The sequence below is a fragment of the Leptodesmis sp. genome, from assembly GCF_052746595.1.
Genome location: NZ_JBRAGO010000026.1, coordinates 1 through 24107, shown reverse-complemented (window position 1 = coordinate 24107; position 24107 = coordinate 1). Strand labels below are relative to the sequence as shown.

The following is a 24107-nucleotide window of genomic DNA, read 5'->3' as shown; positions in this document are numbered from 1 at the left end:
AAAACACCCCATCTCCTACCCACTATTTCGTCAGGAGAAGTTGCAGGATATCCTTCGCTGCTCGATCGCAGACTCCCGGTTCTCCTAATACCTGCCGCAGGTTCTGGTAATCGATCATCATGGTTCGACGGCGTTCGGGATTGAGGAGAATTTCCAGAGATTCCTGAGCCAGATTATCTGGAGTGGCCTCATCCTGCATGAACTCTGGCACAATCGCCCGCATCATCACCAGGTTAGGAGGAGACATAAATGGAATAGAAAACTTTAGTACATGTTTGAGTACCCAGGCCGTAATCGAGTTGACCTTGTAAAGTACGACTTGGGGCACATCCAGCAGCGCAATTTCTAGATTCACAGTGCCCGATTTGGTGATTGCCAGATCTGCCGCTGCGATTGCCTGCAGGGTAATGGAGGTTTCTGGAGCATCGGTCTGAGTGCCGATGCGATCGGAAATCACAGTAGCCTGTAATCCATAGTGCTGAATAGCCTGCTCGATCGGCTGTCGATATTTTTCCAAAGCCAGGGGAATCAAGAAATGCACCTCAGGAAGCTTCGCCTGAATCTGCTGGGCTGCTTGACAGATCACGGGGAGCAGGTAGTTGATTTCCTGTTGTCGAGAGGCAGGCAGCAAGGTAATCAGACGTTGATCGGGGGCAATCCCCAGTGCAGCGCGGGCACTATCTCGCTTTAATGCCGTTTGCATTCGATCCACCAGTGGATGGCCTACCCAACTCACCCGGCCCCCCTTTTGCTGAAAATAGCGGGCCTCTTCGGGAAAAATGGCCAACACTTTCGTAGTTTTCACTACGCGATCGGTATTGTAAGAGTTGAGTGACCACACCCACTCTTGCGGTGCGATGTAGTAGACCACAGGGATTTCAGGAAAAAATTGAGAGAAGTAGCCGCACCAGGCAATATTGGGACTCATGTAATCGATCAAAATAACCATATCGGGCGGGTGCCGCTTGAGATAATGCTTGGCCTGTCGTTGCACCTGGAGCGTGGGTAGAACAAACCGCAAGGATTCAAACAGGCCAATTGAGCCAATTTCGCTGGTGTTCCCTAACAACGTTGCCCCTGCCCTGGCCATGCGATCGCCCCCCAGAGCTACAATCTCTAGTTCCAAGCCCATCAAAGCGGCCTGACGGTGCAACGCTTCGATGAGCAGTGCCCCTTGCAAGTCGCCTGAGACTTCCCCAGTACTGATAAATAGCCTAGTCACCCTCTGAGTCTTCACCTACTTTGGCTCCTGGAGTTAGCCCACGCCGACCGACCTGTTGAGACAGTTGGAGAAACTGATGCAAATGTTGCAGATACTCATTACTCAGTTGCGTTTCTAGCTTCTCCAATGCTTCGTTCAGGGGCAGACCCGATCGATACAGAATCCGAAAGGCATGCTTCAAGGAGCGGAAGACTTCCCCATTTTCCAGATCGGCCACCCCAGCCCGTTGTAAGCCAACCAGATTGAGCGACCGTACCCGTGCTGGATTCCCTTCTACCAGAAAATAAGGGGGGACATCTCTGGTAATTCGGCTCATCCCTCCAACCATAGACAATCGGCCAATCCGCACCCCCTGGTGAATTCCGGTCATGCCCCCGACTCTGGCCTGAGACTCAACATAAACATGGCCTCCCAAAGACACAGCATTCGTGATCACCACCTGATTCTCAATTACACAATTATGGGCGACATGGGTATAAGCCATAATCAGGTTGCGATCGCCAATCAACGTCACCTCATCGGCATAGGTGGCACAGTTAATCGTGACAAACTCACGAATCCGGTTATCGTCACCGATCTTCACCAGACTATCCGACCCATCATATTTCTTGTCCTGGGAAGCCAGTCCGATCGCCGCTCCTGGGAAGATCTGATTGCGTGCCCCAATTTCAGTCCACCCATCCAGAACGACATGCGCTCCAATCCACGTCTCAGGGCCGACCTTCACTTTCTCGCCAATCACAGCATAGGGGCCGACCTTCACTGTGGAATCGAGTTCAGCACCAGGATGAATAACAGCAGTGGGATGAATCAGGGTTGCCATAGCAATAATGAATTGAGAGTTATAACTCAAGCCTCCTCAGTCTACTAACGAGAATATAAATTCGCCTTCTGCCGCTAGTTGTCCATCCACTTCGGCCCGTCCCTGCATTTTGCCGAACCGACGGCGCTTCACGCTCAAGAGTTCCACCGTCATAATCAACTGATCGCCCGGAACCACAGGGCGACGAAACCGCACGCCATCAATCCCCGCAAACATAAACAGCCCACCTTGCAGGTCAGCCATTTGGGTCAGCACAATACCACCCACCTGGGCCATCGCTTCTACAATCAGCACACCGGGCATAATCGGACGACCGGGGAAATGACCCTGGAAATGGGGTTCGTTAAACGTGACGTTTTTTACGCCAACGGCTAGCTTGCCGGGAACATAGTCAATAATGCGATCGACCAGAGAAAACGGATAGCGGTGAGGCAGGAGCTGATGAATTTCTTCAATCGACAAGGTGCTTTTTACTTCAGAATGAGGTGCCGTTGACTTGTCCATAGCTTGCTTTTCTGAAGGTTGCCCATGACTGAGGGAGGAATCAGCAGCATTGAAATCAGTGAGAGTTGACATCGGTAGGGTCTTTGATAAACGTGCAGGGAATCGAAAACTTTGAGCAGAAATCGAGTGAGTGGGGCACTGAGCAGGTTAGACAGGCAATTGCTAATCTTCCACTTCAGCCAGGTAGGTTTCATACAACGATCGCGCCAGTCGCGTATGCAACTGATGGCTGGCCTTGTAAGCCAAAAAATGAGCAGTTGGAATTTTTCCCAACAAACTTAAATCCCCCACTAAATCTAAAAGTTTATGACGGGCTGGCTCATTTGCAAATCGCAAAGGAGGATTAACCCACCCCTCTGCTCCACAAACCAGGGCATTATCCAAGCTGCCACCTTTGATTAACCCTTGCGATCGCAGATATTCAATCTGGTGAGCCAAACCAAAAGTACGGGCGGGAGCAATTTCCTGCAGAAAGGTTGAACTACTTCCCGCAAAACTCTGTTCTTTAACCGGTGACCAGCTATGCCATTGATTCCCGATCGCAGGCAAGTCAAAATCAATCCCGTAGGTAAAGTGCAGTTCCGGGGCGGGCAGAGCAGCTACAAAGGCATCCCCATCCTGAATCCACACAGGGGTTTGCACGCTCCACTCAGGAGCACCTTCAGATTGGGCAACCACTCCCACCTGGGCGATCGCCGCTGCCCATTCCTGCGCCGACCCATCCAGTAGGGGCGCTTCCGGCCCATTAATTTCAATCCGGGCATTGTCCACACCCATGGCTACTAAAGCCGCCAGCAAATGCTCTACAGTTCGCACCTGAGCCTCTCCTGCAGCCAGTTCCGTAGAAAGCATCGTCTGGCTAACGGCAGTAATGTGAGCCGGAATGTTTGGTTGATCGGGTAAATCGGTGCGGACAAAATATCGTCCCTGATTGGCTGAGGCAGGCATCACCTGAATAGTAACAGTCACACCAGTATGTAACCCAACTCCAGAGCATGTAAAAGGGGCGTTAAGCGTGTGTTGAACAGCCGATCGAGCCAGGGAAAGGGACGGCTCAGAAGCTTGAGACGACAGACTAACAGTTCCATCCCCCAGTATTTCGGTAGCCTTGGATGGATGGGGGAAAGCGGGACGACTGACTTCTACTTCCATTAGAACCGCTCCCCAATGCCAAAACTAAATTGGGTATCCCCCTGGTCATTAATCCCAAAGTCAACCCGGATTGGGCCGAGTGGAGATTGTACCCGCACCCCAAGCCCGTAGCCATAACCCTTCCCTGGCTTTCCTCGATTCCCACCTGGATTCCCTGGTACCAATCCCTGAGAGCCAAACCCGTAGGCTCCATCAACAAACAGGGCACCGGAAATAATATTGAACACAGGAAAGCGGTATTCGATCGTTCCTTGAATAAAATCCCGGGCAGCCGCCAGTTCACCCTCACCATAACCTCGTACTGAATTACTACCGCCCAACGCAAAGGCTTCGTAAGGCGGTAAATCGCCCAGGAATGCACCACCCTGAATATTAAAAGCTAGGGTTTGAGGGCAATCAGCTGGGGTCGGATTGACTTTGCGACAACCTGCCGTAAATTTCGCCAGTTGAGTGGGGATGTAGTAACTGTAACTTCCCCGCAAGCGGTTTCCCAGAATATTTCCTTCCCCAATCGGGAGAAATTGCTCAGTTCCCAATCGCAGTAAAGAGCCTGAGGTTGGCCGTAATACATCGTTACGACGATCTTGCACAATGCCAAATTGCAGCGATAGCAGATCATCTCGACCCGTACCGCTAAAGCTAAGACTGTTCCCTAACTCATCCACTGGGCTTAACCGACCATCGCTATCCCGAATTGAAACCCGCTGATACTGCAAGCCCAAAGAAGCTATCCACTCGGCTCGCCTAAAGACATCTCGACTCAGTGGACGAGTAAAGCTGAGAATCCCACCTGTTCTGAGAATCCTAGGAGTATCTCCATTGGGAAGATTCACTTCGCGTTCGCCACCATCAAAGATCAGCGAAATCGTCCGTCGCCGGAACAGGTTAATGGTGTAGGAAGTGCGGAAGGGGTCGCCGCCAATCCAGGGGTCAGTAAAGTTCAAGTCGAACAGCAATTCCCGTTGGCCTACCTGCACCTCGGCTCCCAACTTCTGGTTATTCCCACCCAGGTTATTCTGCTGATACCCGACCGACCCAAACAGACCGCTGGCTGAGCTAATCCCCGCACTGGCAAAAATAGAGCCTGCGTTCTTCTCGACCACGTTGGCAATCACGATCACTTTGCGAGGATCGGTTTCGCTCGGCTGCAAGGAGAGGCGGATGTCATCAAAAATACCCAGTCCAAAAGCACGCTGCAGATCCTGCTCAATAATCCGACGATTGAAGATATCTCCGGGCTTCGTTTGAAACTCGCGGGTAACGATAAAATCACGGGTACGACCTCGAATCGGTTTCCCCGTTTTGGAATCAACATCTTCCCCTTCTTTATTGATGAAACGGACTTTGACGGCTTCTACCTGGCCCTCAGCCACCTGCAGGGTAACCACTCCATCGGGTGAGACAGCAGGGGAATCGAGGACCTGAGCTAGAACATAGCCATTGTCCTGATACCACTGGTTGAGGATTTTGATCCCGTCCTTTAAGGCGTTGAGGTTGAGGATCTTGCTGTATTGATCCCCGAAAGCTTTTTCAATCTCTGAGGGGGGCAAGACGGTATTACCCTCCAGTTGTACCGATCGCAAAATTGGGTTGGGCGTGACCTCAAACGTCACCCGTACCCCCAGCGGCGTATCTTCTGGAACGGCCCTCACATTGGAAAAGTACCCTGTGGCAAAGATGGCATTAATATCTTCCTGGAGTTGAGAACGGGTGGTGGTGCGGCCCGGTTGTGTCCGAATGGCACCATATACTTCATTGACCAGGTCACCTTCTGCTCCGCTCACCACCACTTCCGATACCAGAACTCTCGGTTCTGGCTCTGAGGTTTGTGGAGGGGTGCTAGGAGGAGCGGTTTCAGGAACTGGAGTGGTGGGAGTTTCGGGAGCCGGAGTAGAAGGAGTCGTTGGAGCCGTTTCCGTGGGCGCAGTTGGGGCAGGAATTTGAGGGGCACTAGGTTGCGATTGCCCTGGGGAAAAAGGATTGATCTGCAAGCGATCAGGTGATTCCTGTCCCGCACCAGCCTGGGCAATCACTAAAGGCAGAAACAGCACATCGGCTGAGGAAAGATCGGAAGAGATCCGAACGGGCAACGCGATCGTGGCTCGAGGAGTCTTCTCGACTGGTTTATCAGCCAACTTCTGGGTTGATTTCTGCCCAGGCTTCTGGGTCTGCAGAGGAGTGATGTTTTTGGCGGGGATGACTGGTTTTTGCAGACTGGGTTGAATGGACTTGAAAGTCTGCGATGGGGGACTACTCCTCCTCTTACTAGCTTCTTCCCCTGAGGCCAAATCAGCAGGAGCGATCGGAATCGAAATAGAAGCAGAGTCAGCATCAGCAGAGGGCGCATCAACCGTTTGTCCGTTAGCAGCATTGGATAAGCCAAAGGCAGCAGAAGTCGCCAGCAGTGCCACTGCTAACGGAGAAAACTGCATCTTGTTGAAGCTGTTTAGCACGACCACACACCACATCCTGCTCGAAGCAGGTCAAATGGGACAAAGTTAAGACGACAATGCAATCTCAAGGTAAACCGTCAAATTCTACCGCATTGATGAGTACCAATACTTACCTTATGGTTTCTCGATAGTGATTCAAAACACCATTCCTCTAAAAGCTTGCTTTCATAATTACTTAACATTTAATGGCTCAAAGGGATACCGGGTTAGCTAAAACCCTTTGCATGACTCTTTGATAGGCAGATTCTACTTCTCCTAAATCCTGCCGGAAGCGATCTTTATCCATCACTCGACGGGCCACATCTGCTTCACCCTGATCCCATAGTCTGCAAGTATCTGGACTGATTTCGTCAGCCAGAAGAATTTTTTGCTCAGCATCCAGTCCAAATTCGAGTTTGAAATCTACCAGCGTAATGCCGCAGTGCTGAAAGAAGTCAATCAGGATCTCGTTAATTCGGAGTGCCATAGATTGTAACTGCTCAACCTGTTCAGCCGTGGCCAGCCCCATTAGCAGGAGGCGATCGCGGGTTAGGAGTGGATCTCCTAGGTCATCGTTCTTGTAGTAAAACTCTACCAGTGGAGGTGAAATGGGGGTACCTAAAGCCAGTCCAGTCTGTTTACAAAGACTACCAGCCGCAATATTTCTGACCACTACTTCCAGAGGCAAGATTTTCACCATCCGTACCCGCATCTCGTTAGCACTGGCTTGATCGATAAAATGCGTGGAGATCCCTTTCGCCTCTAGCTGTCTGAACAGGTGACTGGAGATGGCACAATTGACCGCTCCCTTGCCCTGAATGCTACCCCGCTTCTGGGCATTAAATGCCGTCGCATCATCCTTGAAATACGTCAGTAGAATATCAGGGTCGTCAGTTGTATAGAGAATCTTGGCTTTGCCCTCATAGAGCTTTTGCTGTGCAGTCATGAAGCAACCTTCTGGTGAGGATGAAAATAATGATAGTGATGTGCGTGGTTTTAACTAAGTTCCTGAGATCTGCAAATTCTAGTTGTAAAAGGTTTTGGTAAGTGTGCTCACTTCACAACATCTTTACCCCGGTAATTACAGATTTCCAGTACCTTAGCTTTAGCTTCCTGATCCTAGAATGAAACGTTCCTATCTGGCGATCGCGCTATCTATTGGTAGTTGTTGGCTGACAGGATATGGGCTGCATCAGTCCATTTCAGGTTTTCGTTCGGCCCCAGAGCAACCAGCAGCGGCTCAGAGTTTGTCGCCTTCCCAGTTATTTCTAACAGCTCGTCAAAAAGCCTGGGAAGCGGCTCTCCTCGTACAGCATCCACCCCATAGCATAGATACTTGGCAGGAGGCCCGTGTGAAGTGGCGGCAAGCTATCCGCTTAATCAAAGAAATTCCCAAGGATGCCCCAATTTCTACCCAGGCCAAACGACGGTTAGCTGTCTACAAAACGAACTACCGGGAGATTAATCAACGTCTCAGGGATGAGCAGACTGCCGTAGACAACTTTACACAAGCCCAAACGCTAGCATGGCAAGCCGCTGTTACCGTGCAAAAGCCGCCTCATCCCCTCAAAGCTTGGCAACGGGCCAGCCAGAAATGGGGAGAAGCTATTTCATTGCTGCAAGCCGTTCCTCCTCACACTTCGCTGACAGCCAAGGCCAAAGAGCAGCTGACGCTTTACCGCAGCAACCAAGCTGCCATCAACCAGCGAATCACCACCGAGGAGGTAGCTAAGTCAGCCCTACAAGAATTCTCAGAAGCCGCAACTCGCCTGCATGATCTCCAAATTAGTGTGGTTAAAGAGCAAAGCTCTGAGCCATTGGGCATTCCCTATGAAAATTACCGCAATCTGGTGCGCTCCCTGCGTACTGCCCTGAATCAGTTAGAACAGCAGCCAGGAGGCAGGAAACATCCTGCTTATGTGGATCTGGCAATGACGATCGCAGATTACGAATTCGCTCTCCATATTTGGGAGTCCTACCTGAATCTGAAGCAGGCCAACGCCTGGTGGTTGTTCAACTCAGATTTCTATAATCAACTGGTTCCCCTATCAGAGATTGATAGCAACAACCTATTGCAGCGGTATAACGTCAAAATTAGCCAACGCGCTGGGGAAGCAAAAGTTTCTCTCAAATTCACTCTCTGGGAGATTTGGGAACAGGCCAGACAACGAGTTTATCGGATTCAGCAAAAGGTGGCCAGCTTGAATTAGGAATCGGGGATTAGGGGTTGGGGAAACGTTACAAACAGATACAATTAATTCTGAACGTTCCCCATCCATTGCCATGCTGACCCCATCTGAGCATCCCGAACCTACCTGGGTAACTATTCTGCGACTGTTGCGCTGGGACAAGCCTGCCGGACGGCTAATTCTCCTGATTCCCGCTCTTTGGGCTGTATTTTTAGCTGCCGGAGGTGCCCCTCCTTGGCCCTTGGTGGGAGTGATCATCTTAGGAACTCTGGCTACGAGTGGTGCGGGCTGTGTGGTGAACGATCTCTGGGATCGCAATATCGATCCCAGGGTACAAAGAACCCGCAATCGCCCTCTGGCTTCCCGTACGTTATCGGTTCAGGTAGGAGTGCTAGTGGCTCTGATCGCCTTTATATGTGCCTGGGTACTGGCTTCCTATCTCAACCCGCTAACTTTTTGGCTGTGTGTGGCTGCTGTACCGATCATTATTTTGTATCCCTCAGCCAAGCGGGTGTTTCCAGTACCTCAGTTGGTCTTAGCGATCGCCTGGGGATTTGCCGTTCTCATTAGCTGGAGTGCCATCAGTTGCGGCCCTACCCCTGCCCCAACTCCCTGTTTAGGAATAGCGACCTGGTTACTGTGGGGAGCCACAGTTCTCTGGACATTAGGCTTTGACACGATTTATGCCCTATCCGATCGCGAGGACGATCGCCGCATTGGAGTTAACTCCAGTGCTTTATTCTTCGGGAAATTTGCGCCTCATGCGATCGGGCTATTTTTTGCAGGCACGGTTTTGCTGCTGGGTGGAGTTGGTTGGGTGATGCAGCTAACCTGGGCCTTCTGGATTGCTTTAGCGATCGCGGCCATGCTCTGGCTCTGGCAGTACTATCGCCTCTGCCAGAAGACTATTCCCCATGCAGCCTATGGTCAGATGTTCCGGCAAAATGTTGGGATTGGTTTTATCTTGCTGGCAGGCATGATTTTGGGATGTTGAGTTTCAAGGGGCATTTGCCCTCTGTCATTGCTTCCTTGCTAGTTGATCGGCCTGAAGGACGAATGACAATGACATAAAGAAAGCTGGATCAGCAAAACTAATCCAGCCACAAACTCTGATTATGAAAGTGAAAGGCCCACAAGGAAAAGAGAAAGTACCTACATTACTGCAGTAATTGAGTAGGAACTGTTCCAACTAGGGATCGGTTTGCAACATTTGGGGCTTGAGGCAGGCTACCATTTGCTCAATGCCTCTATGCAGACGACGGGTGACGGTCATTGGGCTAACACCAATCTGTTCTGCTACTTCTTTACGGGATAAGTCTTTGATAAAAACAAATTCGATCGCCTGACGGGTTTTTTCTTCTAGTTGATTCAATGCTTTTTGCAGTTGTTGACGATCTTCTTCCAGACTTTGTAGAGCCTGGTAACGGGTATCGGGCAAAGTATCGCCCAGGGTCATCGGAGAGTCGATTTGTTGGCTAATCGTGGCATCCAGGCTGAGAGGCAAACGGTTTTTGGTCGCCATTTTGCTTTCCCGCCATTCATTCAACGAAACGCCCAGCTTGGCAGCAATTTCTTCATCTGTCGGTTGGCGACCAAAGGCTTCTGCCAGCTCTTCCCGCGCTTTTTGCCCTGCTTTGTTGAGTTGTTGCCAGCGGCGGGGAATCTTAACAGTACTGCTGCGATCGCGGAGAAAATGCAGCATTTCGCCCCGGATATAAGGAACTGCAAAGGAGCTAAACGCACATCCTTGACCAGGATTGAACCGTTCGATCGCTCGAATCAGCCCCAGGTAACCAATTTGTTCTAAGTCTTCATACGGCTCAGCACATTGATGGCTAACTCGATGGGCGATCTTTCTAACAAGACCAGCATTAAGTTGAACAAGCTGATTGCGAAGTCTAACAGAAGGATTCTGGTGGTATGCAATGAGAAGTTCCATCCCACGGAAACGAGCGCTTGATTGAGTCGCCATCATCTGTAGTTACCTTTCACATTGAAGTTGAGCCTATTCTCTTGAGTGAAAGGGGTTATCAACCATCGTCGATCTACGGTACTTACAGAAGCCCCCTCTCCAAGAGTCAGCAAAAATACGTAAATGGCTTGCGTATATTTCAGTCACAATACCTTGATTTGCAGTCATTGGAGGCTCCACCCATCCCCCCATCCCTCACTCTCATCCTCTGGCCAATTTTGGGAAATCTGGGTCACAATGTCTTCAGAAGATGATTTGAATACATTTGGGAGGAATATCCCGTGAGTAGTACCAGTAACTTCCGGCAAGCAATTCGCGAAGCTAGAGGTGAGGCTCTAGTTGGGCCTAATGTGATCTCTAAAGCACTGCCTTATGTGGGAGCAGGACTTGTTCTCACCGCGATCGGCACCTACGGCGGATTACATGTCCTGGAAACCAATCCTGGCCTGTTTATGCCAACCTTCTGGGTGGCCCTGATTGCTTCCTTAGTGCTGTTTTTTATCTCTAGCAGTGTTGCGGCAAAGGCCAATAACAGTGTGGCTTTGCCCCTGCTGGCAACCTTTAGCTTACTCGAAGGCTACGTCCTGACTGGGCTGGTCTATGTGGCTCTCCAAACTCCCAATGTTGGCGTTTGGGGAATTGGCATTGCGGCTCTGGGATGCGGTGTCACCTTTATTGTCGCCCGACAGATCGGCTCCAACCTGTCTGAAAAAGATGGGATGGCCCTCAGTCGCACCATTCAGTTGGGGATTATTGCCCTCTTCGTGGTGTTACTGATTCAGCTTGGGTTTACCCTGTTTGGTGTGCATACCCCCAGCTTTTTAGAGGTGGCAATTTCAGGTGTTGGGGTCTTACTGTTTGTCGGTGCGGCAGTGGTTGATTTCTTTGTTCTGCCTCGCACTTATCGGGATGGGCAATATCTCTCCGCCGCATTGTCAATGTATCTGACTTACATCAACCTGTTTATCTTCATCTTGCGGCTGCTAATTGCTCTCAATAGTCGAGATTGAGCAGGGAATTCCTTTTCTGCCTGATAAACTCTGAAAACAGCAATAACCTTTGACTAAGGCGCGAAATCCGCGCCTTTGCTGTTTTTTGAGCACCGATGCAGGGCACCTCTCGCTAAAATTGAGAGGATTCCTAATTTGTATGGCTACGCAAGAGTTAGAACACGATGGATGTACTGGAGATTAAACGCGAAGTTGAAGTGTTAAGCGATCGCCTGGGCAAAGCTCAGGACTATCTTTGACTTACCTGCTCTGAATGCCAAAATTCACGATCTGGAGCAATTAGCAGCACAACCCGACTTCTGGGAAGACCAGACCGCTGCTCAGCAGACGTTGCAAGAATTGAATGATCTGAAGTCCCACGTCCAGCAGTTAGATCAGTGGAAATCCAGTTTGGAGGATGCCAGAGCGATCGTAGAACTGCTGGAGTTGGAAGCGGATCAGTCCCTGCTGCAGGAAGCAGAATCGAACGTGACCCAACTGGGCCGAGATTTGGATCAGTGGGAATTGCAGCAATTGTTATCCGGCCCTTACGACACCAAGGGAGCCGTTCTGACAATTAATGCTGGGGCAGGTGGCACGGATGCTCAGGATTGGGCCGAGATGCTGCTGAGAATGTATACCCGTTGGGCCGAAGATCATCGTTACAAGGTGCATCTGGCAGAAATATCGGAAGGCGACGAAGCTGGGATTAAATCAGCCACCCTGGAAATTGAGGGGCGCTATGCCTATGGCTACTTAAAGTCCGAGAAAGGGACTCATCGGCTGGTACGAATTTCCCCCTTTAACGCCAATGGCAAACGGCAGACCAGTTTTGCTGGGGTGGAAGTGATGCCCATGATTGATAACACCGTTCAGTTGGAGATTCCTGATAAGGATCTGGAAATCACCACATCAAGAGCAGGCGGCAAAGGTGGCCAGAATGTCAACAAGGTGGAAACTGCCGTCCGGATTCTGCATATTCCAACCGGGATTGCCGTCAGATGTACGGAGGAGCGATCGCAGTTGCAAAACAAAGAAAAGGCGCTGGCCATCCTGAAAGCGAAACTGCTGATTATCGCCCAAGAGCAAAAAGCCAAGGAAATTGCGGACATTCGGGGCGATATGGTGGAAGCCTCCTGGGGAAATCAAATCCGTAACTATGTATTTCACCCCTACCAGATGGTCAAAGACCTGCGGACTGGAGCCGAAACGACAGCCATTACGGATGTCATGAATGGTGACCTGGATCCTTTTATCCAGGCTTACCTGCGTCAGGAAACGGCCTTAATGGAAGTGTAGAAATGCTAACTAACTTGTTACATTAGGAAGGATCTTTATCGAAACGCGATCGCGGTAGCCATGGAAAGTCCTGATCTAGCTCCAGAGGGGGGTGCTACCCTTCAACCGACGGAAGAAACATCCAAGCCCAGTTACGTTAAACTGGCGATGCGGAACATGGTTCGCCAGCGGGGAAAATCCCTCCAGCACTTTGCACTCACCACGTTTGGCTTGTTGGCCATGCTGATTGGCCTGTCTTACTTGACCCGTTGAGGAACTGGCATTGGAACGTCCTATCCAGGTTGAAGTATGTCTCCAAAATGGCTTTTTAGAAACTGAAACATCAGTAAACTCTGAATTGAGTTATTCTCCAGCCTCTCAGCCCGAAATTGCTCAATTACCAGAGGGGACTCAATGGCAGGAGTGGTTTCAGCGCTGGTTGGAGGTGCTGAATCCTGATCTGTCGCCGATTCACTCCTACGAGCTAAGTTTGCGGTTGACAGACGATCGCGAAATCCAGGCCCTCAATGCCCGGTACCGTCACCAGGACAAACCCACGGATGTACTGGCCTTTGCCGCCCTGGAAAATACCCATCCTCAAGCAGACGAATTGCCATCCTCCCTTCCCCTATATCTGGGAGACATCGTGATTTCACTGGACACGGCTCAGAAACAAGCTCAGACGCAGGGCCATTCTCTGCAAACGGAATTGGTCTGGTTAGCCAGCCACGGACTCCTCCACCTCCTGGGCTGGGATCATCCCGATGATGACAGCTTGATGCAAATGTTGGACAAACAGCAACTCCTCCTGCATACGGTTGGTCTTTCGACCCTAGACCGCTAGAATTCTTCCTAGTCTTGTGGGCAAGCTAAGAATGAAACTGGTGTAAAACCTGGTTCTGGCTTCCTGGAAACCTGCCCAGTCGCTGGGTTTAAGTGATTAAGTATTGTTTGGTAGCTTATGCCTTCTAACCTTCAAACTCCCGATTCTGAGTGCCCTGATAGAAAGGTCATCCAGATTATGAAGCTCAACCGGGATCTGGCCTGGCGAGTTGCGCCCAGTCTCCTTACAAGCTTTAGATATGCCTGGGCCGGAGTCAGTTACGCTTTCCAAACACAAAGAAACTTCCGAATTCATGTTGTAGTTGGCGCTCTGGCAATCGGCCTGGGCGTTTTTTTACAACTCCAGGCCGTGGAAATGGCAGTGATTGGCCTGACGATCGGGGCGGTACTGGCAATGGAGTTGTTAAATACGGCGATCGAATCAGTTGTGGATTTAACGGTCAAGCAGAACTATCATGAACTGGCCAAAATTGCCAAAGACTGTGCCGCAGCAGCAGTACTCATCTCATCATTGGCGGCTGTTGGAGTGGCAGGCACATTGATCCTGCCAAAACTGTATTTGAAACTAGAATTACTTTTGCACGCTATCTTACTATGAGCTTTGCAATGAAGACAGGAGCCAATAAATCGGAGTACAACCTTGGGTGTCAATACACTTAACACTTAGAACTTAACACTTAGAACTTAGAACCTAAGAGGACGTTTGAAAAGTATCTGGCGGTTAAAAATGCGACTACACTCACCAAGTCTGCCGATGCAGACTCAATACAATCAAGATTTTCAGTAACTTACGTTGGCAGGTTTTCTCGGTATAGCCGCGACCTCAGTCGCCAGGGTAACAAAGATACTAAAACTCAAAACTTATCTTCTGCCTTGATCAACTCATTCTCAACCTCTGGAGCCAGTTCCCTTGATCCTCGTTATTGATAACTACGATAGCTTCACCTATAACCTGGTTCAGTATCTGGGGGAACTGGGTGCTGAGTTTCCTGTAGCCAAAGAAATCCAGGTCTACCGGAATGATCAGATTTCGATTGAGCAGATCCGTCAACTCAAACCCGATGCGATCGTAATTTCTCCTGGCCCTGGCGATCCAGATGAAGCTGGAATTTCGCTGCAATTAATTCAAGAACTGGGGCCAAAAGTTCCCCTACTAGGGGTTTGTCTGGGCCATCAAAGCATTGGTCAGGTATTTGGTGGAAAAATCGTGTCTGCCCCTGTGCTGATGCATGGTAAAACCTCTCAGGTTTACCACACCGGAGTCGGAGTTTTTCAAGGACTTGAAAATCCATTGACCGCGACCCGGTATCATAGTCTGGTGATTGAGCGGCAGGAGTTTCCCGAAGTTCTAGAAATTACCGCCTGGGTGGATGATGGTACCATTATGGGCGTAAGGCATCGGCAGTATCCTCACATCCAGGGCGTGCAATTCCACCCGGAAAGCGTTCTTACTGAATCAGGCAAGGAACTTTTACGGAACTTTCTCCGGTCAATCAGTAATGAAGTTAAGAGTTAAGAGTTGAGAGTTAAGGGTTAACTTTTAACTCTTAACTCTCAACTCTTAACTACTAAGTGAGGAGAGTATGAAACGGCGACAGATCATGCGCTATGCCAGGGTTGGGTTATTAGCGGTAGTCGGTGCAGGGTTCGGCTCTAGTTTTGAAAGTTCCTTGGCTCAGGCAGGTCAGTCTGTGACAGTTCAGTATTTTGGCCATACCTGCTTTTTATTCACCGGTGGCGGAATACGGATTCTGGTCAATCCCTTTCGATCGCTAGGGTGTACAGCGGGGTATAAGCCTCCCAAGGTCGCTTCAGATCTGGTTATGATTAGTAGTCAGTTATTAGATGAAGGAGCGGTAGAAATTCTTCCTGGCAATCCGCGCTTACTCTATGAACCTGGCTCCTATCAGGTGAGTGGGCGGCAAATTCAGGGGATTCGGATGGATCACGATCGCCTGGGAGGCAGACGTTTCGGCGTGAATGTCGCATGGCGGTGGAAGCAAGGCGGCCTGGATATCCTGCATCTGGGAGGAGCAGCGGCTCCGATTACCACAGAGCAGCAAATTTTAATGGGTCGCCCAGATTTACTATTAATCCCGGTTGGAAACGGGCCAAAAGCTTATGGCCCAGAGGAAGCTAAACAGGCAATTGATGTTCTGCAGCCTAAGCTCATTATTCCAACTCATTACCTGACCAAGGCGGCAGCCAAGGAGGCTTGTGACTTAGTCCCTGTGGATAACTTCCTGACCTTAATGAAAGGAACACCTATACGACGGGCTGGCAGTTCCATTACCCTCAGACGGGCTTCGCTCCCTAAAACTGGCTCTGTAATTCAGGTCATGAATTATACGTAGATGGCAATGAAAGAGTAATTACTGGATTTCAGTCCTTTCACTTACACTTTCACTTATAAAAGTGGCACATTTAGCTGATTGTCAGAGTATATGGTGGGGGAATGCTGACTGGTATAGAGTTCAGGGTGTTTATGATTGCTGTATTAGTGTTATCCGGGTTAACAGGGTTCGTAACTTACCTACTGTGGCGACCCCACCAACGCTTCTGGTTACGTTAGTTCGCAAGAGCACTCTAATTGTTGTAACTGAGCTGTAACTAAGGCAAACACCTAGAACCCCCGGCCGCGATCGTGGCTGGGGGTTTTTTAAGCGATCAAAATTCAGAAATCAACTGTTTGGTTCAAGTCTAGTTTTAGCCTCTGCTTCATACCAGGCAATTACTTGCGGTATTTCCAGATCTTCAATATTCGTACCCAGTTGCAGTGCTATCTGTTTCAGGGGTTTGAGCGAAGAAATGACCAGTTGGGAGAAAAATTGGCGAAATTCCTGGTCAATTCCCTGCTGCAGCCTGTCATCCTGATAAATCCAGTCTTCGATCTGTTCAGGTTGGAGGGCACTAATGGAAATGTGATGATTCTGGGCGATGCTTTTGAGCGATCGCAGAGCGTAAATAGCGACCCGCGCTGTGAACTTGTCATGAGAGGTGAGCAGGGCCTTATCGACTTCTGCACATTCTTCAGAGGTGAGAAATTCAGTACCAGACTGCATAGGGAATAAAAGGTTATGGAAATAGAGGCAGGATCTCACTTGGGCTGGATCATATAACCACAGCGATGCTCACCGTTCACGATCCAGTGGGTACGTTCCACCTTACAGTCGGGTAAGGCGACAGCAAACATTTCCAATTCATGACCACAAACACTGGGGTAAGATTCTGCAATATGGGAGATTGCACAATTATATTCCGTGAGAATGTAACGCTCTTCCAGAGGGGAGTGAGTCGAGTTGACAAGGTGGCACTCCGCCATATAGCCTTCAGCCCGACGTAATTCCACCAGTTTGTCCACCCGCTCCTTCAAAGGGCCAGTCCCTAAGCGATCGCGGTATTCTGCCGCTTTTCGCTCCCATTGCTTGCGCAGAATCGATTTCATCTGTTCCTTACCCACGGTTTCGGCTAACGTGTCGAGCAGGGAAACAGCAAATTCATCATAACGAACGGGAAAGCGATCGCGTCCGGCGGCGCTAAGAGCGTACAGGTAATTGGGACGACCCATACCCGCTTGTACCGCCTGATGGACAATCAATCCTTCTGCTTCCAAATCTTTAAGGTGGCGGCGAACTGCCTGGGGGCTGATTTGTAGATTCTCAGCAAGCTCTTGCGCCGAGGCTTGCCCCTGCTTGAGAAGGCATTGCAGGATATCCTGTTTTGTCGAAGGCTGCTGAGTAGTTGTCATTCTCTTTACAGAGCTAGGGCTGACAAGAAATTTACTTTCATACTTTGACAACACTTTTGTTGCTAAAGTACTTTACAATTGAATTAAACAACACAATTGTTGTTTTAATTATAGAGTCCATTCGTTGCATTGTCGCCTGCCTCATGAACACACAGACAAAACCCATGCAAGCTAGTGAGAAAAGCCTCGAGGCTATGAAGAACTTTTCAGAAACCTACGCCAAGCGCACAGGCACTTACTTTTGCGCTGACCTTGGTGTAACTGCCGTGGTGATCGAAGGGCTTGCTAAACATAAGGATGAACTGGGTGCGCCGCTTTGTCCCTGCCGTCACTATGAACATAAGGAAGCAGAAGCCGCGGCAGCCTACTGGAACTGTCCCTGTGTACCGATGCGGGAACGCAAAGAGTGCCACTGTATGCTCTTTCTGACCCCTGATAATGATTTTGCAGGCGACCAGCAAACCATTAGCCTGGATCAAATTCGTTCGGTAACAAATCAGTACTAAACCAGGTCTAGCTAGAAAACTGGAGGTTTTCCTAAGAGAGACTGCAGTTCTGCGACTGGACAAGGTTTAAATTAGGGGTCTGAGTTTTGAGTGCTAAGTCCCCTCTGCGTGAAGCACTCAAAACACTGGTCTTAAACGTTTAGCATCTTGACTTTGCGATCGCGGTTTACTCACAACTCCCTTAAAACGCCGCAAAACCTCTCCCGACATTCATATATCCGTTGATAAATCCAGCGATAACCATTATTACTTCCTCAGAGAGAACACATCCATGAGCGCTACCGTTCAGAACCTGGTTAACCAGCCCTACAAGTACGGTTTTGTTACCAATATTGAATCTGACACCATTCCCCGTGGGCTGAATGAAGACATTATCCGGCTGATCTCCGCGAAGAAGAATGAGCCAGAGTTTATGCTGGAGTTTCGGCTGAAAGCTTATCGTCAATGGCTCAAAATGACGGAACCAACCTGGCCCCATGTGACTTATCCGGCGATCGACTATCAGGACATCATCTACTATTCTGCTCCCAAAGTGAAAGAGAAGAAACAGAGCCTGGAAGAAGTCGATCCCGAACTCCTGGAAACCTTTGAAAAGCTGGGCATCCCTCTATCTGAACAGAAACGCCTCACTAACGTTGCGGTCGATGCCATCTTTGACAGTGTTTCGGTTGCCACCACATTTAAAGAAAAGCTGGCTGAGAAAGGTGTCATCTTCTGCTCCATTTCAGAAGCCGTGCAGGAGTACCCGGAATTGGTAAAGAAGTACCTGGGTAGCGTCGTCCCCGTAGCTGATAACTACTTTGCAGCCCTTAACTCGGCTGTATTCAGCGATGGCTCCTTCGTCTATATTCCCAAAGGCGTTCGCTGTCCAATGGAGTTATCCACCTACTTCCGGATCAATAATGGCAACTCTGGCCAGTTCGAGCGGACGTTGATCATTGCCGACGAAAGTAGCTATGTCAGCTATCTGGAAGGCTGTACCGCTCCTATGTATGACACCAACCAACTGCATGCGGCTGTCGTCGAACTAGTGGCCCTGGATCATGCAGAAATCAAGTACTCCACCGTTCAGAACTGGTACGCCGGAGATGCCAATGGCAAGGGCGGCATTTACAACTTCGTCACTAAGCGCGGTTTGTGCCAGGGTGTGAATTCCAAAATCTCCTGGACTCAGGTGGAAACGGGTTCTGCGATTACCTGGAAGTATCCCAGTTGTGTGCTGGTAGGTGATAACTCGGTTGGGGAGTTTTACTCTGTGGCTCTGACCAACCATTACCAGCAGGCCGATACGGGCACCAAGATGGTGCATATCGGTAAGAACACCCGCAGCACGATCGTCTCTAAGGGGATTTCCGCCGGACGATCGAAGAACAGCTACCGGGGATTAGTCAAGATTGGCCCTAAAGCCACGGGTGCCCGGAATTATTCCCAGTGCGACTCGATGCTGATTGGCGACAATGCCCAAGCCAACACCTTCCCCTATATTCAAGTGCAGAACAACAGCGGCAAGGTAGAGCACGAAGCCTCCACTTCCAAGATTGGTGAGGATCAGTTGTTTTACTTCCAGCAACGGGGGATTTCCGCTGAAGATGCTGTTTCGATGATGATCAGTGGTTTCTGCCGGGATGTATTTAACCAACTGCCAATGGAATTTGCGGTGGAGGCCGATCGCTTGTTGAGTTTGAAACTGGAGGGCAGCGTGGGCTAAATGGACACCACAAGCATGGGATTGGTTTACGCAGATATCGAGTTAGTGTCGGGTGATGACCTGGTCTTGTCTCGGCGAGGATACCTCCCAAAAAAACAGATCAAACGGTCGTACACCCGATCGCTGATCGATAGCAGTGCCACCATGCTGGAGATTCCAGAGTTTGTGAAAACTCAGCTTGACCTGCGGCAGGTGAATGAAACTGAAACAGAACTGGCCGACGGCTCCAGCAGGCAACTGGAAGTCGTTGGCTCTGTAGAAGTTCGATTTGAAAACCGTCGAACTTTAGTAGAAGCCCTGGTGGTTCCTGATAGTACCCAGCTTTTGTTGGGAGCGATTCTGATGGAGGGGATGGATGTTCCGGTCGATCCCAAGCGGGGACGACTGATTGTGAATCAGGAGAGTCCAGAAGTCACGAAAGTGTTGCTGGTGTAAGTCAGAGAGTGCAATTAGGAGTATCGAGACAGAATGATTAACAAGAACAGTGAAGTGATTCTATCAGTACGAAACTTAACTGCTGACGTGGATGGTACCCAGATTTTGAAGGGTTTGAACCTGGAAGTGAAAGCAGGTGAAATTCACGCCATTATGGGGCGGAATGGCTCTGGGAAAAGTACATTTTCCAAGATTTTGGCGGGCCATCCAGATTACACCGTGACTGGTGGAGAAGTGATTTTCCAGGGTCAAAATTTACTGGAACTGGAGGCGGAAGAACGGGCGAAGTCGGGTATCTTTTTGGCGTTCCAATATCCGATCGAAATTCCCGGTGTCAGCAATCTAGATTTTCTGCGAGTGGCTTACAATTCCAAGCGCAAGCATGAAGCACTGGAAGAACTGGATGCCTTTGACTTTGACGAACTGGTAAAAAGTAAACTGGATGTCGTCAAGATGGATCCAGCTTTCCTCAGCCGCAGCGTTAATGAAGGCTTCTCCGGTGGGGAGAAGAAGCGCAATGAGATTCTGCAAATGGCGCTCCTGGAACCCAAACTAGCCATTCTGGATGAAACAGATTCCGGTCTTGATATTGATGCCCTCAAGATTGTCGCTAATGGGGTCAACCAACTGGCTACTCCGGATAATGCCGTGGTGTTGATTACTCACTATCAACGGTTGTTGGACTACATCGTGCCGGATTACGTGCATGTAATGCAGGATGGTCGAATTCTGACCACAGGGGGCAAGGAACTGGCCTTGGAACTGGAAGCCCGCGGGTATGACTGGGTGCGGGAAGAAGTTGAGGTGGTAGCACGATGACCATTCAAGTTTCTACTGTTCCCGAAGTCGGTAATTCAGGTGTGCAAGGAACGATCGATCGCGCCGCCTATCTCACCGCTTTGCTGAACCTGCGTCCAGCCCTGACGGAGAATCTGGCGTGGCTACAGCTAATTCGCGATCAGGCCACTTCCAGAGTCCAGGAACTGGCCATCCCCTCAACCCGTGAGGAAGAGTGGCGATTTACAGATTTGTCTGCTCTCTTGCAGGTGAATTTTGCAATCGCTAATCGTTCACCTGCCGTCCGTCTTGCCGATATTCAACCATTCCTTCTGCCAGAAGCGGCCAATAGCCGATTGGTATTTGTGAATGGGAACTATGCACCTGAATTGTCGGCGATCGCCCATCTCCCTAGCGATCTAGTCGTTACGAATCTGGAAACGGTCAGTCAAGATTCTGCTTTGCGCGATCGGCTGACGAACTATTTAGCGACCCAACCTGGGTTTGAAGAAGTCTTTACCGCCCTCAACACAGCCAGCTTTACAGATGCGGCAGTGATTCTGGTACCCAGAAATCAGGCGATTGCAACTCCCTTACATCTGCTGTTTGTTTCTACCGCTGAAGATGCGGCTCAACTTTCCCAACCCCGCTGTTTGGTGATCGCGGAATCGAATAGCACCCTGACTTTCATTGAGGACTATGTTTCTCTGGGTCAAGGGGTGTATTTCACCAATCCGGTGACGGAAATCTGGCTGGAAGGTAATGCTCAGATCAATCACACTAGAATTCAGCGAGATCACACAGCCGCTTTTCACATCGGTAAAACGGCAGTGTCTCAAACTCGAGATTCTCGTTACACCTGTACTGCCATTAGTCTAGGGGCAGTCCTCTCCCGGCATAACCTGGAGATTTACCAGATGGGTGAGCAAACCGAAACGACCCTGAGCGGACTGACGATGATTGCAGGAGAGCAGGTCGCCGACACCCACAGCGCGATCGCCTATACCAAACCGCATGGCACCAGCCAACAGATTCACAAATGCATCGTAGATCACCGTGCCCATGCCATCTTTAACGGTAAGGTATTCGTACCAAAATCAGCCCAACTCACGGATGCCCGCCAACTCAGCAAAAACCTGTTGTTGTCTGCCAAAGCGCGGGTCGATACCAAGCCTCAATTGGAAATTACTGCCGACAATGTGAAATGTACTCACGGCGCTACTGTTAGCCAGTTGGATACGGACGAAGTTTTCTATTTACAAAGTCGTGGCATCGATGAATACAGTGCTCGTAAGTTACTTGTGTATGCTTTCGCCTATGAGGTGATCAGCCAAATCCCTATCCCCTCCTTACAAAATCAACTGACTGCGATCGTTCGTACCCAAAAAGCTCGACAGGACAATTAGGAATTAGAAATTAAGAATTAAGAATTGAAACTTCTGGCCTTCATTCTTAATTCCTACTTAATTCCTAATGCTTAATTTTTAGTTCTTAACTTTTAGTTCCCCCCTCTGCTAATCCTTCCTACCCCTCCTACCGACCATGACCATCGCTACTGAAAAGCCACTCGCTATCAAGGTTCGCGCCGATTTCCCGATCCTGCATCAGGAGATTCATGGTAAACCCCTGGTGTATCTGGATAACGCTGCCACGTCCCAAAAACCCACTGCTGTTCTGGATGCGATTCAGGATTACTATCGGCAGGATAACTCAAATGTCCATCGGGGAGTGCATACCCTCAGCTCCCGGGCAACGGATGCTTACGAGGGAGCACGAGATAAGGTAGCCAGTTTTGTCAATGCCGAGTACCGTCAGGAAATTGTATTTACTCGCAATGCCACGGAAGCAATTAATCTGGTGGCCTATAGCTGGGCCATGTCTACCCTGCAACCGGGGGATGAGATTATCCTGACGGTGTTTGAGCACCACAGTAATCTGATTCCCTGGCAGTTTGTGGCTCAACGGACTGGAGCGGTATTAAAGTTTGTCGAACTAACGGAAACCGAAGAATTCAACTTCGAGCAGTTCAAGTCCCTGCTATCCGATAAGACAAAGCTGGTTTCCGTGGTGCATGTGTCCAATACCCTGGGCTGCATCAATCCTGTCAAAGAAATCTGCGCAGAAGCTCATCGGTATGGAGCCAGAGTGTTAATTGATGCCTGTCAGAGCGCTCCTCACATGCCGTTGGATGTCCAAGGGATCGATTGCGATTGGTTGGTCGCCTCTGGGCATAAAATGTGTGGCCCGACTGGAATTGGCTTTCTCTACGGCAAATTAGATCTACTCCGTTCCATGCCTCCCTTCTTGGGTGGGGGAGAAATGATTGCCGATGTCTTTCTAGATCACGCCACCTACGCCGATTTACCCCACAAGTTTGAGGCCGGAACTCCTGCCATTGCGGAAGCGATCGCCCTGGGTGCGGCTGTTGATTATTTAACTGAGATTGGCATGGACAAAATCCACGCTTATGAAGAAGAACTCACCGCTTACCTGTTCCATGAATTAGAGCAAGTACCTACCATTCGCATCTATGGCCCCAAACCGAAGCAGGATGGCAGTGGTCGAGCCGCTCTTGCCTCCTTTACAGCAGGAGACGTACATCCCCACGATTTATCCACCATTTTGGATCAAGCTGGGGTTGCCATTCGCGCAGGCCATCACTGCACCCAACCCTTACACCGTGTTCTAGGTGCCCAATCTACGGCGCGGGCCAGCCTCTACTTCTACAACACCTATGAAGAAATCGATGTCTTCATCGCAGCCTTAAAGGAAGCGGTTGACTTCTTTGGCAGCATTTTTGGATGAAACAGACCTACCAGACCTAACTGAGTGGCCTTTCAGGGAACTTTTTGGTAGGGGAACACTCAGGATAGGTATGTTTGTCCTTGATCAACCGTATGATTGCACAGCAAAACTTCTTTTCTTTAGCCACCGCGATCGTCGCCATCCTTCTGCCCCTCCCAACCTCCTATTCTTCTGCTATCTCACCCTCATCTGTTCATCCCACCTCCTGGCAAACAGCCCAACAACAAGGAACAGCCAAATCGGCCTCTGGACTATCCACTCAAGTCGGCATACAACAAATGCTGGATGCCCATAACCAATGGCGCAAGCGATATAACGTGCCCGCCCTTACCTGGTCGCCGCAACTGGCTTCCTATGCTCAGGAGTGGGCCAATAGACTGCTCAGAGAAGACAAATTTGAGCATCGGCAAAACTCCCGCTATGGCGAAAACCTAGCTTGGGCCAGCGGTCAACTCCTTAGCCCACAACAGGTTGTGAATATGTGGGGCAATGAAGTGAAAGACTACACCTATGCCACCAACAGTTGCAAACCAGGAAAGGTGTGTGGCCACTACACACAAATCGTCTGGCGGAACACTAAACAGGCTGGTTGTGGCATGGCTCGCAATAACAGCAAAGAAATCTGGGTGTGTAACTACAATCCACCCGGAAACTATATCGGCCAGAAACCCTATTAACGGGATGTCGGGATAAGAAAACAGCGGAGCAGACAGGCTGAAAATTA

At 49.8% G+C, this 24107-nt stretch carries 25 protein-coding genes; 16 read left to right on the top strand and 9 right to left on the bottom strand.

Translation table 11 applies throughout. From position 1 onward, the window contains the following. Window positions 1–22: 22 nt before the first annotated feature. From lpxB to purC, 6 genes are all read right to left on the bottom strand, one after another. Window positions 23–1222, bottom strand: a complete 1200-nt coding sequence (gene lpxB, locus ACUVQO_RS07965; RefSeq protein ID WP_445925354.1) for a lipid-A-disaccharide synthase — start codon at window positions 1220–1222, stop codon at window positions 23–25. Then, complete coding sequence (gene lpxA, locus ACUVQO_RS07960) at window positions 1215–2075, bottom strand: acyl-ACP--UDP-N-acetylglucosamine O-acyltransferase (protein ID WP_445925353.1); 861 nt, start codon at window positions 2073–2075, stop codon at window positions 1215–1217. The genes lpxB and lpxA overlap by 8 nt, the downstream gene beginning before the upstream one ends. A 6-nt stretch (window positions 2076–2081) precedes the next feature. After that, entirely contained in the window at window positions 2082–2621 is a 540-nt protein-coding gene (gene fabZ, locus ACUVQO_RS07955; protein ID WP_445925352.1) for a 3-hydroxyacyl-ACP dehydratase FabZ, read from the bottom strand. A 90-nt stretch (window positions 2622–2711) separates the two neighbouring features. Then, complete coding sequence (gene lpxC / locus ACUVQO_RS07950) at window positions 2712–3701, bottom strand: UDP-3-O-acyl-N-acetylglucosamine deacetylase (protein ID WP_445925351.1); 990 nt, start codon at window positions 3699–3701, stop codon at window positions 2712–2714. After that, on the bottom strand, window positions 3701–6133 hold the full coding sequence (locus ACUVQO_RS07945) for a BamA/TamA family outer membrane protein (protein WP_445925350.1): 2433 nt from the start codon (window positions 6131–6133) through the stop codon (window positions 3701–3703). Before ACUVQO_RS07945 ends, lpxC begins: the two co-directional genes overlap by 1 nt. A gap of 211 nt (window positions 6134–6344) precedes the next feature. Beyond that, the gene (gene purC, locus ACUVQO_RS07940) at window positions 6345–7079 is read right to left on the bottom strand and encodes a phosphoribosylaminoimidazolesuccinocarboxamide synthase (protein ID WP_445925349.1); all 735 of its coding nucleotides are present in this window, start codon (window positions 7077–7079) and stop codon (window positions 6345–6347) included. Between the two features lie 178 nt (window positions 7080–7257). Between purC and ACUVQO_RS07935 the strand changes: the two genes are divergently transcribed. After that, on the top strand, window positions 7258–8343 hold the full coding sequence (locus ACUVQO_RS07935) for a hypothetical protein (RefSeq protein ID WP_445925348.1): 1086 nt from the start codon (window positions 7258–7260) through the stop codon (window positions 8341–8343). A gap of 73 nt (window positions 8344–8416) precedes the next feature. After that, window positions 8417–9316, top strand: a complete 900-nt coding sequence (locus ACUVQO_RS07930; RefSeq protein ID WP_445925347.1) for a 4-hydroxybenzoate solanesyltransferase — start codon at window positions 8417–8419, stop codon at window positions 9314–9316. 195 nt (window positions 9317–9511) lie between these two features. Here the strand turns inward: ACUVQO_RS07930 and ACUVQO_RS07925 are convergent, their stop codons facing one another. Then, a complete protein-coding gene (locus ACUVQO_RS07925) occupies window positions 9512–10294 on the bottom strand; it encodes an RNA polymerase sigma factor SigF (RefSeq protein WP_445925374.1) in 783 nt (260 codons plus the stop codon). Window positions 10295–10575: 281 nt separating this feature from the next. Here ACUVQO_RS07925 and ACUVQO_RS07920 point away from each other — a divergent pair, with 281 nt between their 5' ends. The 7 genes from ACUVQO_RS07920 to ACUVQO_RS07890 all read left to right on the top strand — a co-directional run bounded on the left by ACUVQO_RS07920 (window position 10576) and on the right by ACUVQO_RS07890 (window position 15758). Further along, complete coding sequence (locus tag ACUVQO_RS07920; protein WP_445925346.1) at window positions 10576–11304, top strand: Bax inhibitor-1/YccA family protein; 729 nt, start codon at window positions 10576–10578, stop codon at window positions 11302–11304. A 164-nt stretch (window positions 11305–11468) separates the two neighbouring features. Then, a protein-coding gene (gene prfB / locus ACUVQO_RS07915) for a peptide chain release factor 2 (RefSeq protein WP_445925345.1) occupies window positions 11469–12582 on the top strand; the annotation gives its coding sequence in 2 pieces (ribosomal slippage) (window positions 11469–11540 and window positions 11542–12582; 1113 coding nt in all). 60 nt (window positions 12583–12642) lie between these two features. Continuing rightward, a complete protein-coding gene (locus tag ACUVQO_RS07910) occupies window positions 12643–12834 on the top strand; it encodes a DUF3285 domain-containing protein (RefSeq protein ID WP_445925344.1) in 192 nt (63 codons plus the stop codon). An 85-nt stretch (window positions 12835–12919) separates the two neighbouring features. Further along, window positions 12920–13405, top strand: coding sequence for an rRNA maturation RNase YbeY (gene ybeY, locus ACUVQO_RS07905; protein ID WP_445925343.1), 486 nt, complete (start codon window positions 12920–12922; stop codon window positions 13403–13405). 117 nt (window positions 13406–13522) lie between these two features. Beyond that, window positions 13523–14002, top strand: coding sequence for a diacylglycerol kinase family protein (locus ACUVQO_RS07900; protein ID WP_445925342.1), 480 nt, complete (start codon window positions 13523–13525; stop codon window positions 14000–14002). A gap of 312 nt (window positions 14003–14314) precedes the next feature. Next, window positions 14315–14920 carry an anthranilate synthase component II gene (locus ACUVQO_RS07895; RefSeq protein ID WP_445925341.1) on the top strand — a complete coding sequence of 202 codons (606 nt, stop codon included), beginning with the start codon at window positions 14315–14317 and terminating at the stop codon, window positions 14918–14920. 67 nt (window positions 14921–14987) lie between these two features. Continuing rightward, window positions 14988–15758: an MBL fold metallo-hydrolase gene (locus tag ACUVQO_RS07890; protein WP_445925340.1), complete on the top strand. Its 771-nt coding sequence runs from the start codon at window positions 14988–14990 to the stop codon at window positions 15756–15758. A 327-nt stretch (window positions 15759–16085) separates the two neighbouring features. Here ACUVQO_RS07890 and ACUVQO_RS07885 read toward each other — a convergent pair whose 3' ends face one another. Both ACUVQO_RS07885 and sufR read right to left on the bottom strand, forming a co-directional pair. Continuing rightward, entirely contained in the window at window positions 16086–16466 is a 381-nt protein-coding gene (locus tag ACUVQO_RS07885) for a hypothetical protein (protein ID WP_445925339.1), read from the bottom strand. A 35-nt stretch (window positions 16467–16501) separates the two neighbouring features. After that, a complete protein-coding gene (gene sufR, locus ACUVQO_RS07880) occupies window positions 16502–17152 on the bottom strand; it encodes an iron-sulfur cluster biosynthesis transcriptional regulator SufR (protein WP_445925338.1) in 651 nt (216 codons plus the stop codon). 194 nt (window positions 17153–17346) lie between these two features. Here sufR and ACUVQO_RS07875 point away from each other — a divergent pair, with 194 nt between their 5' ends. The 7 genes from ACUVQO_RS07875 (at window position 17347) to ACUVQO_RS07845 (ending at window position 24060) form a co-directional block, all read left to right on the top strand. Then, window positions 17347–17658, top strand: coding sequence for a ferredoxin-thioredoxin reductase catalytic domain-containing protein (locus ACUVQO_RS07875; RefSeq protein WP_445925337.1), 312 nt, complete (start codon window positions 17347–17349; stop codon window positions 17656–17658). Window positions 17659–17929: 271 nt separating this feature from the next. Then, entirely contained in the window at window positions 17930–19366 is a 1437-nt protein-coding gene (gene sufB, locus ACUVQO_RS07870; RefSeq protein ID WP_445925336.1) for a Fe-S cluster assembly protein SufB, read from the top strand. Then, window positions 19367–19801 carry a hypothetical protein gene (locus ACUVQO_RS07865; RefSeq protein ID WP_445925335.1) on the top strand — a complete coding sequence of 145 codons (435 nt, stop codon included), beginning with the start codon at window positions 19367–19369 and terminating at the stop codon, window positions 19799–19801. It begins immediately after the preceding gene. 33 nt (window positions 19802–19834) lie between these two features. Further along, on the top strand, window positions 19835–20620 hold the full coding sequence (sufC, locus tag ACUVQO_RS07860; RefSeq protein WP_445925334.1) for a Fe-S cluster assembly ATPase SufC: 786 nt from the start codon (window positions 19835–19837) through the stop codon (window positions 20618–20620). Further along, window positions 20617–21984: a Fe-S cluster assembly protein SufD gene (sufD, locus tag ACUVQO_RS07855; RefSeq protein ID WP_445925333.1), complete on the top strand. Its 1368-nt coding sequence runs from the start codon at window positions 20617–20619 to the stop codon at window positions 21982–21984. The genes sufC and sufD overlap by 4 nt, the downstream gene beginning before the upstream one ends. Before the next feature lie 136 nt (window positions 21985–22120). Beyond that, window positions 22121–23383, top strand: a complete 1263-nt coding sequence (locus ACUVQO_RS07850; protein ID WP_445925332.1) for a SufS family cysteine desulfurase — start codon at window positions 22121–22123, stop codon at window positions 23381–23383. Window positions 23384–23457: 74 nt separating this feature from the next. Next, window positions 23458–24060, top strand: coding sequence for a pathogenesis-related family 1 protein (locus ACUVQO_RS07845; RefSeq protein WP_445925331.1), 603 nt, complete (start codon window positions 23458–23460; stop codon window positions 24058–24060). The last annotated feature ends 47 nt before the right edge of the window (window positions 24061–24107 follow it).

Bases quoted from the DNA above. Each gene is read 5' to 3' on its own strand.
- fabZ (WP_445925352.1), bottom strand. From the start codon at position 2,621: ATGTCAACTCTCACTGATTTCAATGCTGCTGATTCCTCCCTCAGTCAT.
- lpxC (WP_445925351.1), bottom strand. From the start codon at position 3,701: ATGGAAGTAGAAGTCAGTCGTCCCGCTTTCCCCCATCCATCCAAGGCT.
- ACUVQO_RS07945 (WP_445925350.1), bottom strand. From the start codon at position 6,133: ATGCAGTTTTCTCCGTTAGCAGTGGCACTGCTGGCGACTTCTGCTGCC.
- purC (WP_445925349.1), bottom strand. From the start codon at position 7,079: ATGACTGCACAGCAAAAGCTCTATGAGGGCAAAGCCAAGATTCTCTAT.
- ACUVQO_RS07935 (WP_445925348.1), top strand. From the start codon at position 7,258: ATGAAACGTTCCTATCTGGCGATCGCGCTATCTATTGGTAGTTGTTGG.
- ACUVQO_RS07930 (WP_445925347.1), top strand. From the start codon at position 8,417: ATGCTGACCCCATCTGAGCATCCCGAACCTACCTGGGTAACTATTCTG.
- ACUVQO_RS07925 (WP_445925374.1), bottom strand. From the start codon at position 10,294: ATGGCGACTCAATCAAGCGCTCGTTTCCGTGGGATGGAACTTCTCATT.
- ACUVQO_RS07910 (WP_445925344.1), top strand. From the start codon at position 12,643: ATGGAAAGTCCTGATCTAGCTCCAGAGGGGGGTGCTACCCTTCAACCG.
- ACUVQO_RS07900 (WP_445925342.1), top strand. From the start codon at position 13,523: ATGCCTTCTAACCTTCAAACTCCCGATTCTGAGTGCCCTGATAGAAAG.
- ACUVQO_RS07890 (WP_445925340.1), top strand. From the start codon at position 14,988: ATGAAACGGCGACAGATCATGCGCTATGCCAGGGTTGGGTTATTAGCG.
- ACUVQO_RS07885 (WP_445925339.1), bottom strand. From the start codon at position 16,466: ATGCAGTCTGGTACTGAATTTCTCACCTCTGAAGAATGTGCAGAAGTC.
- sufR (WP_445925338.1), bottom strand. From the start codon at position 17,152: ATGACAACTACTCAGCAGCCTTCGACAAAACAGGATATCCTGCAATGC.
- ACUVQO_RS07875 (WP_445925337.1), top strand. From the start codon at position 17,347: ATGAAGAACTTTTCAGAAACCTACGCCAAGCGCACAGGCACTTACTTT.
- sufB (WP_445925336.1), top strand. From the start codon at position 17,930: ATGAGCGCTACCGTTCAGAACCTGGTTAACCAGCCCTACAAGTACGGT.
- ACUVQO_RS07865 (WP_445925335.1), top strand. From the start codon at position 19,367: ATGGACACCACAAGCATGGGATTGGTTTACGCAGATATCGAGTTAGTG.
- sufC (WP_445925334.1), top strand. From the start codon at position 19,835: ATGATTAACAAGAACAGTGAAGTGATTCTATCAGTACGAAACTTAACT.
- sufD (WP_445925333.1), top strand. From the start codon at position 20,617: ATGACCATTCAAGTTTCTACTGTTCCCGAAGTCGGTAATTCAGGTGTG.
- ACUVQO_RS07850 (WP_445925332.1), top strand. From the start codon at position 22,121: ATGACCATCGCTACTGAAAAGCCACTCGCTATCAAGGTTCGCGCCGAT.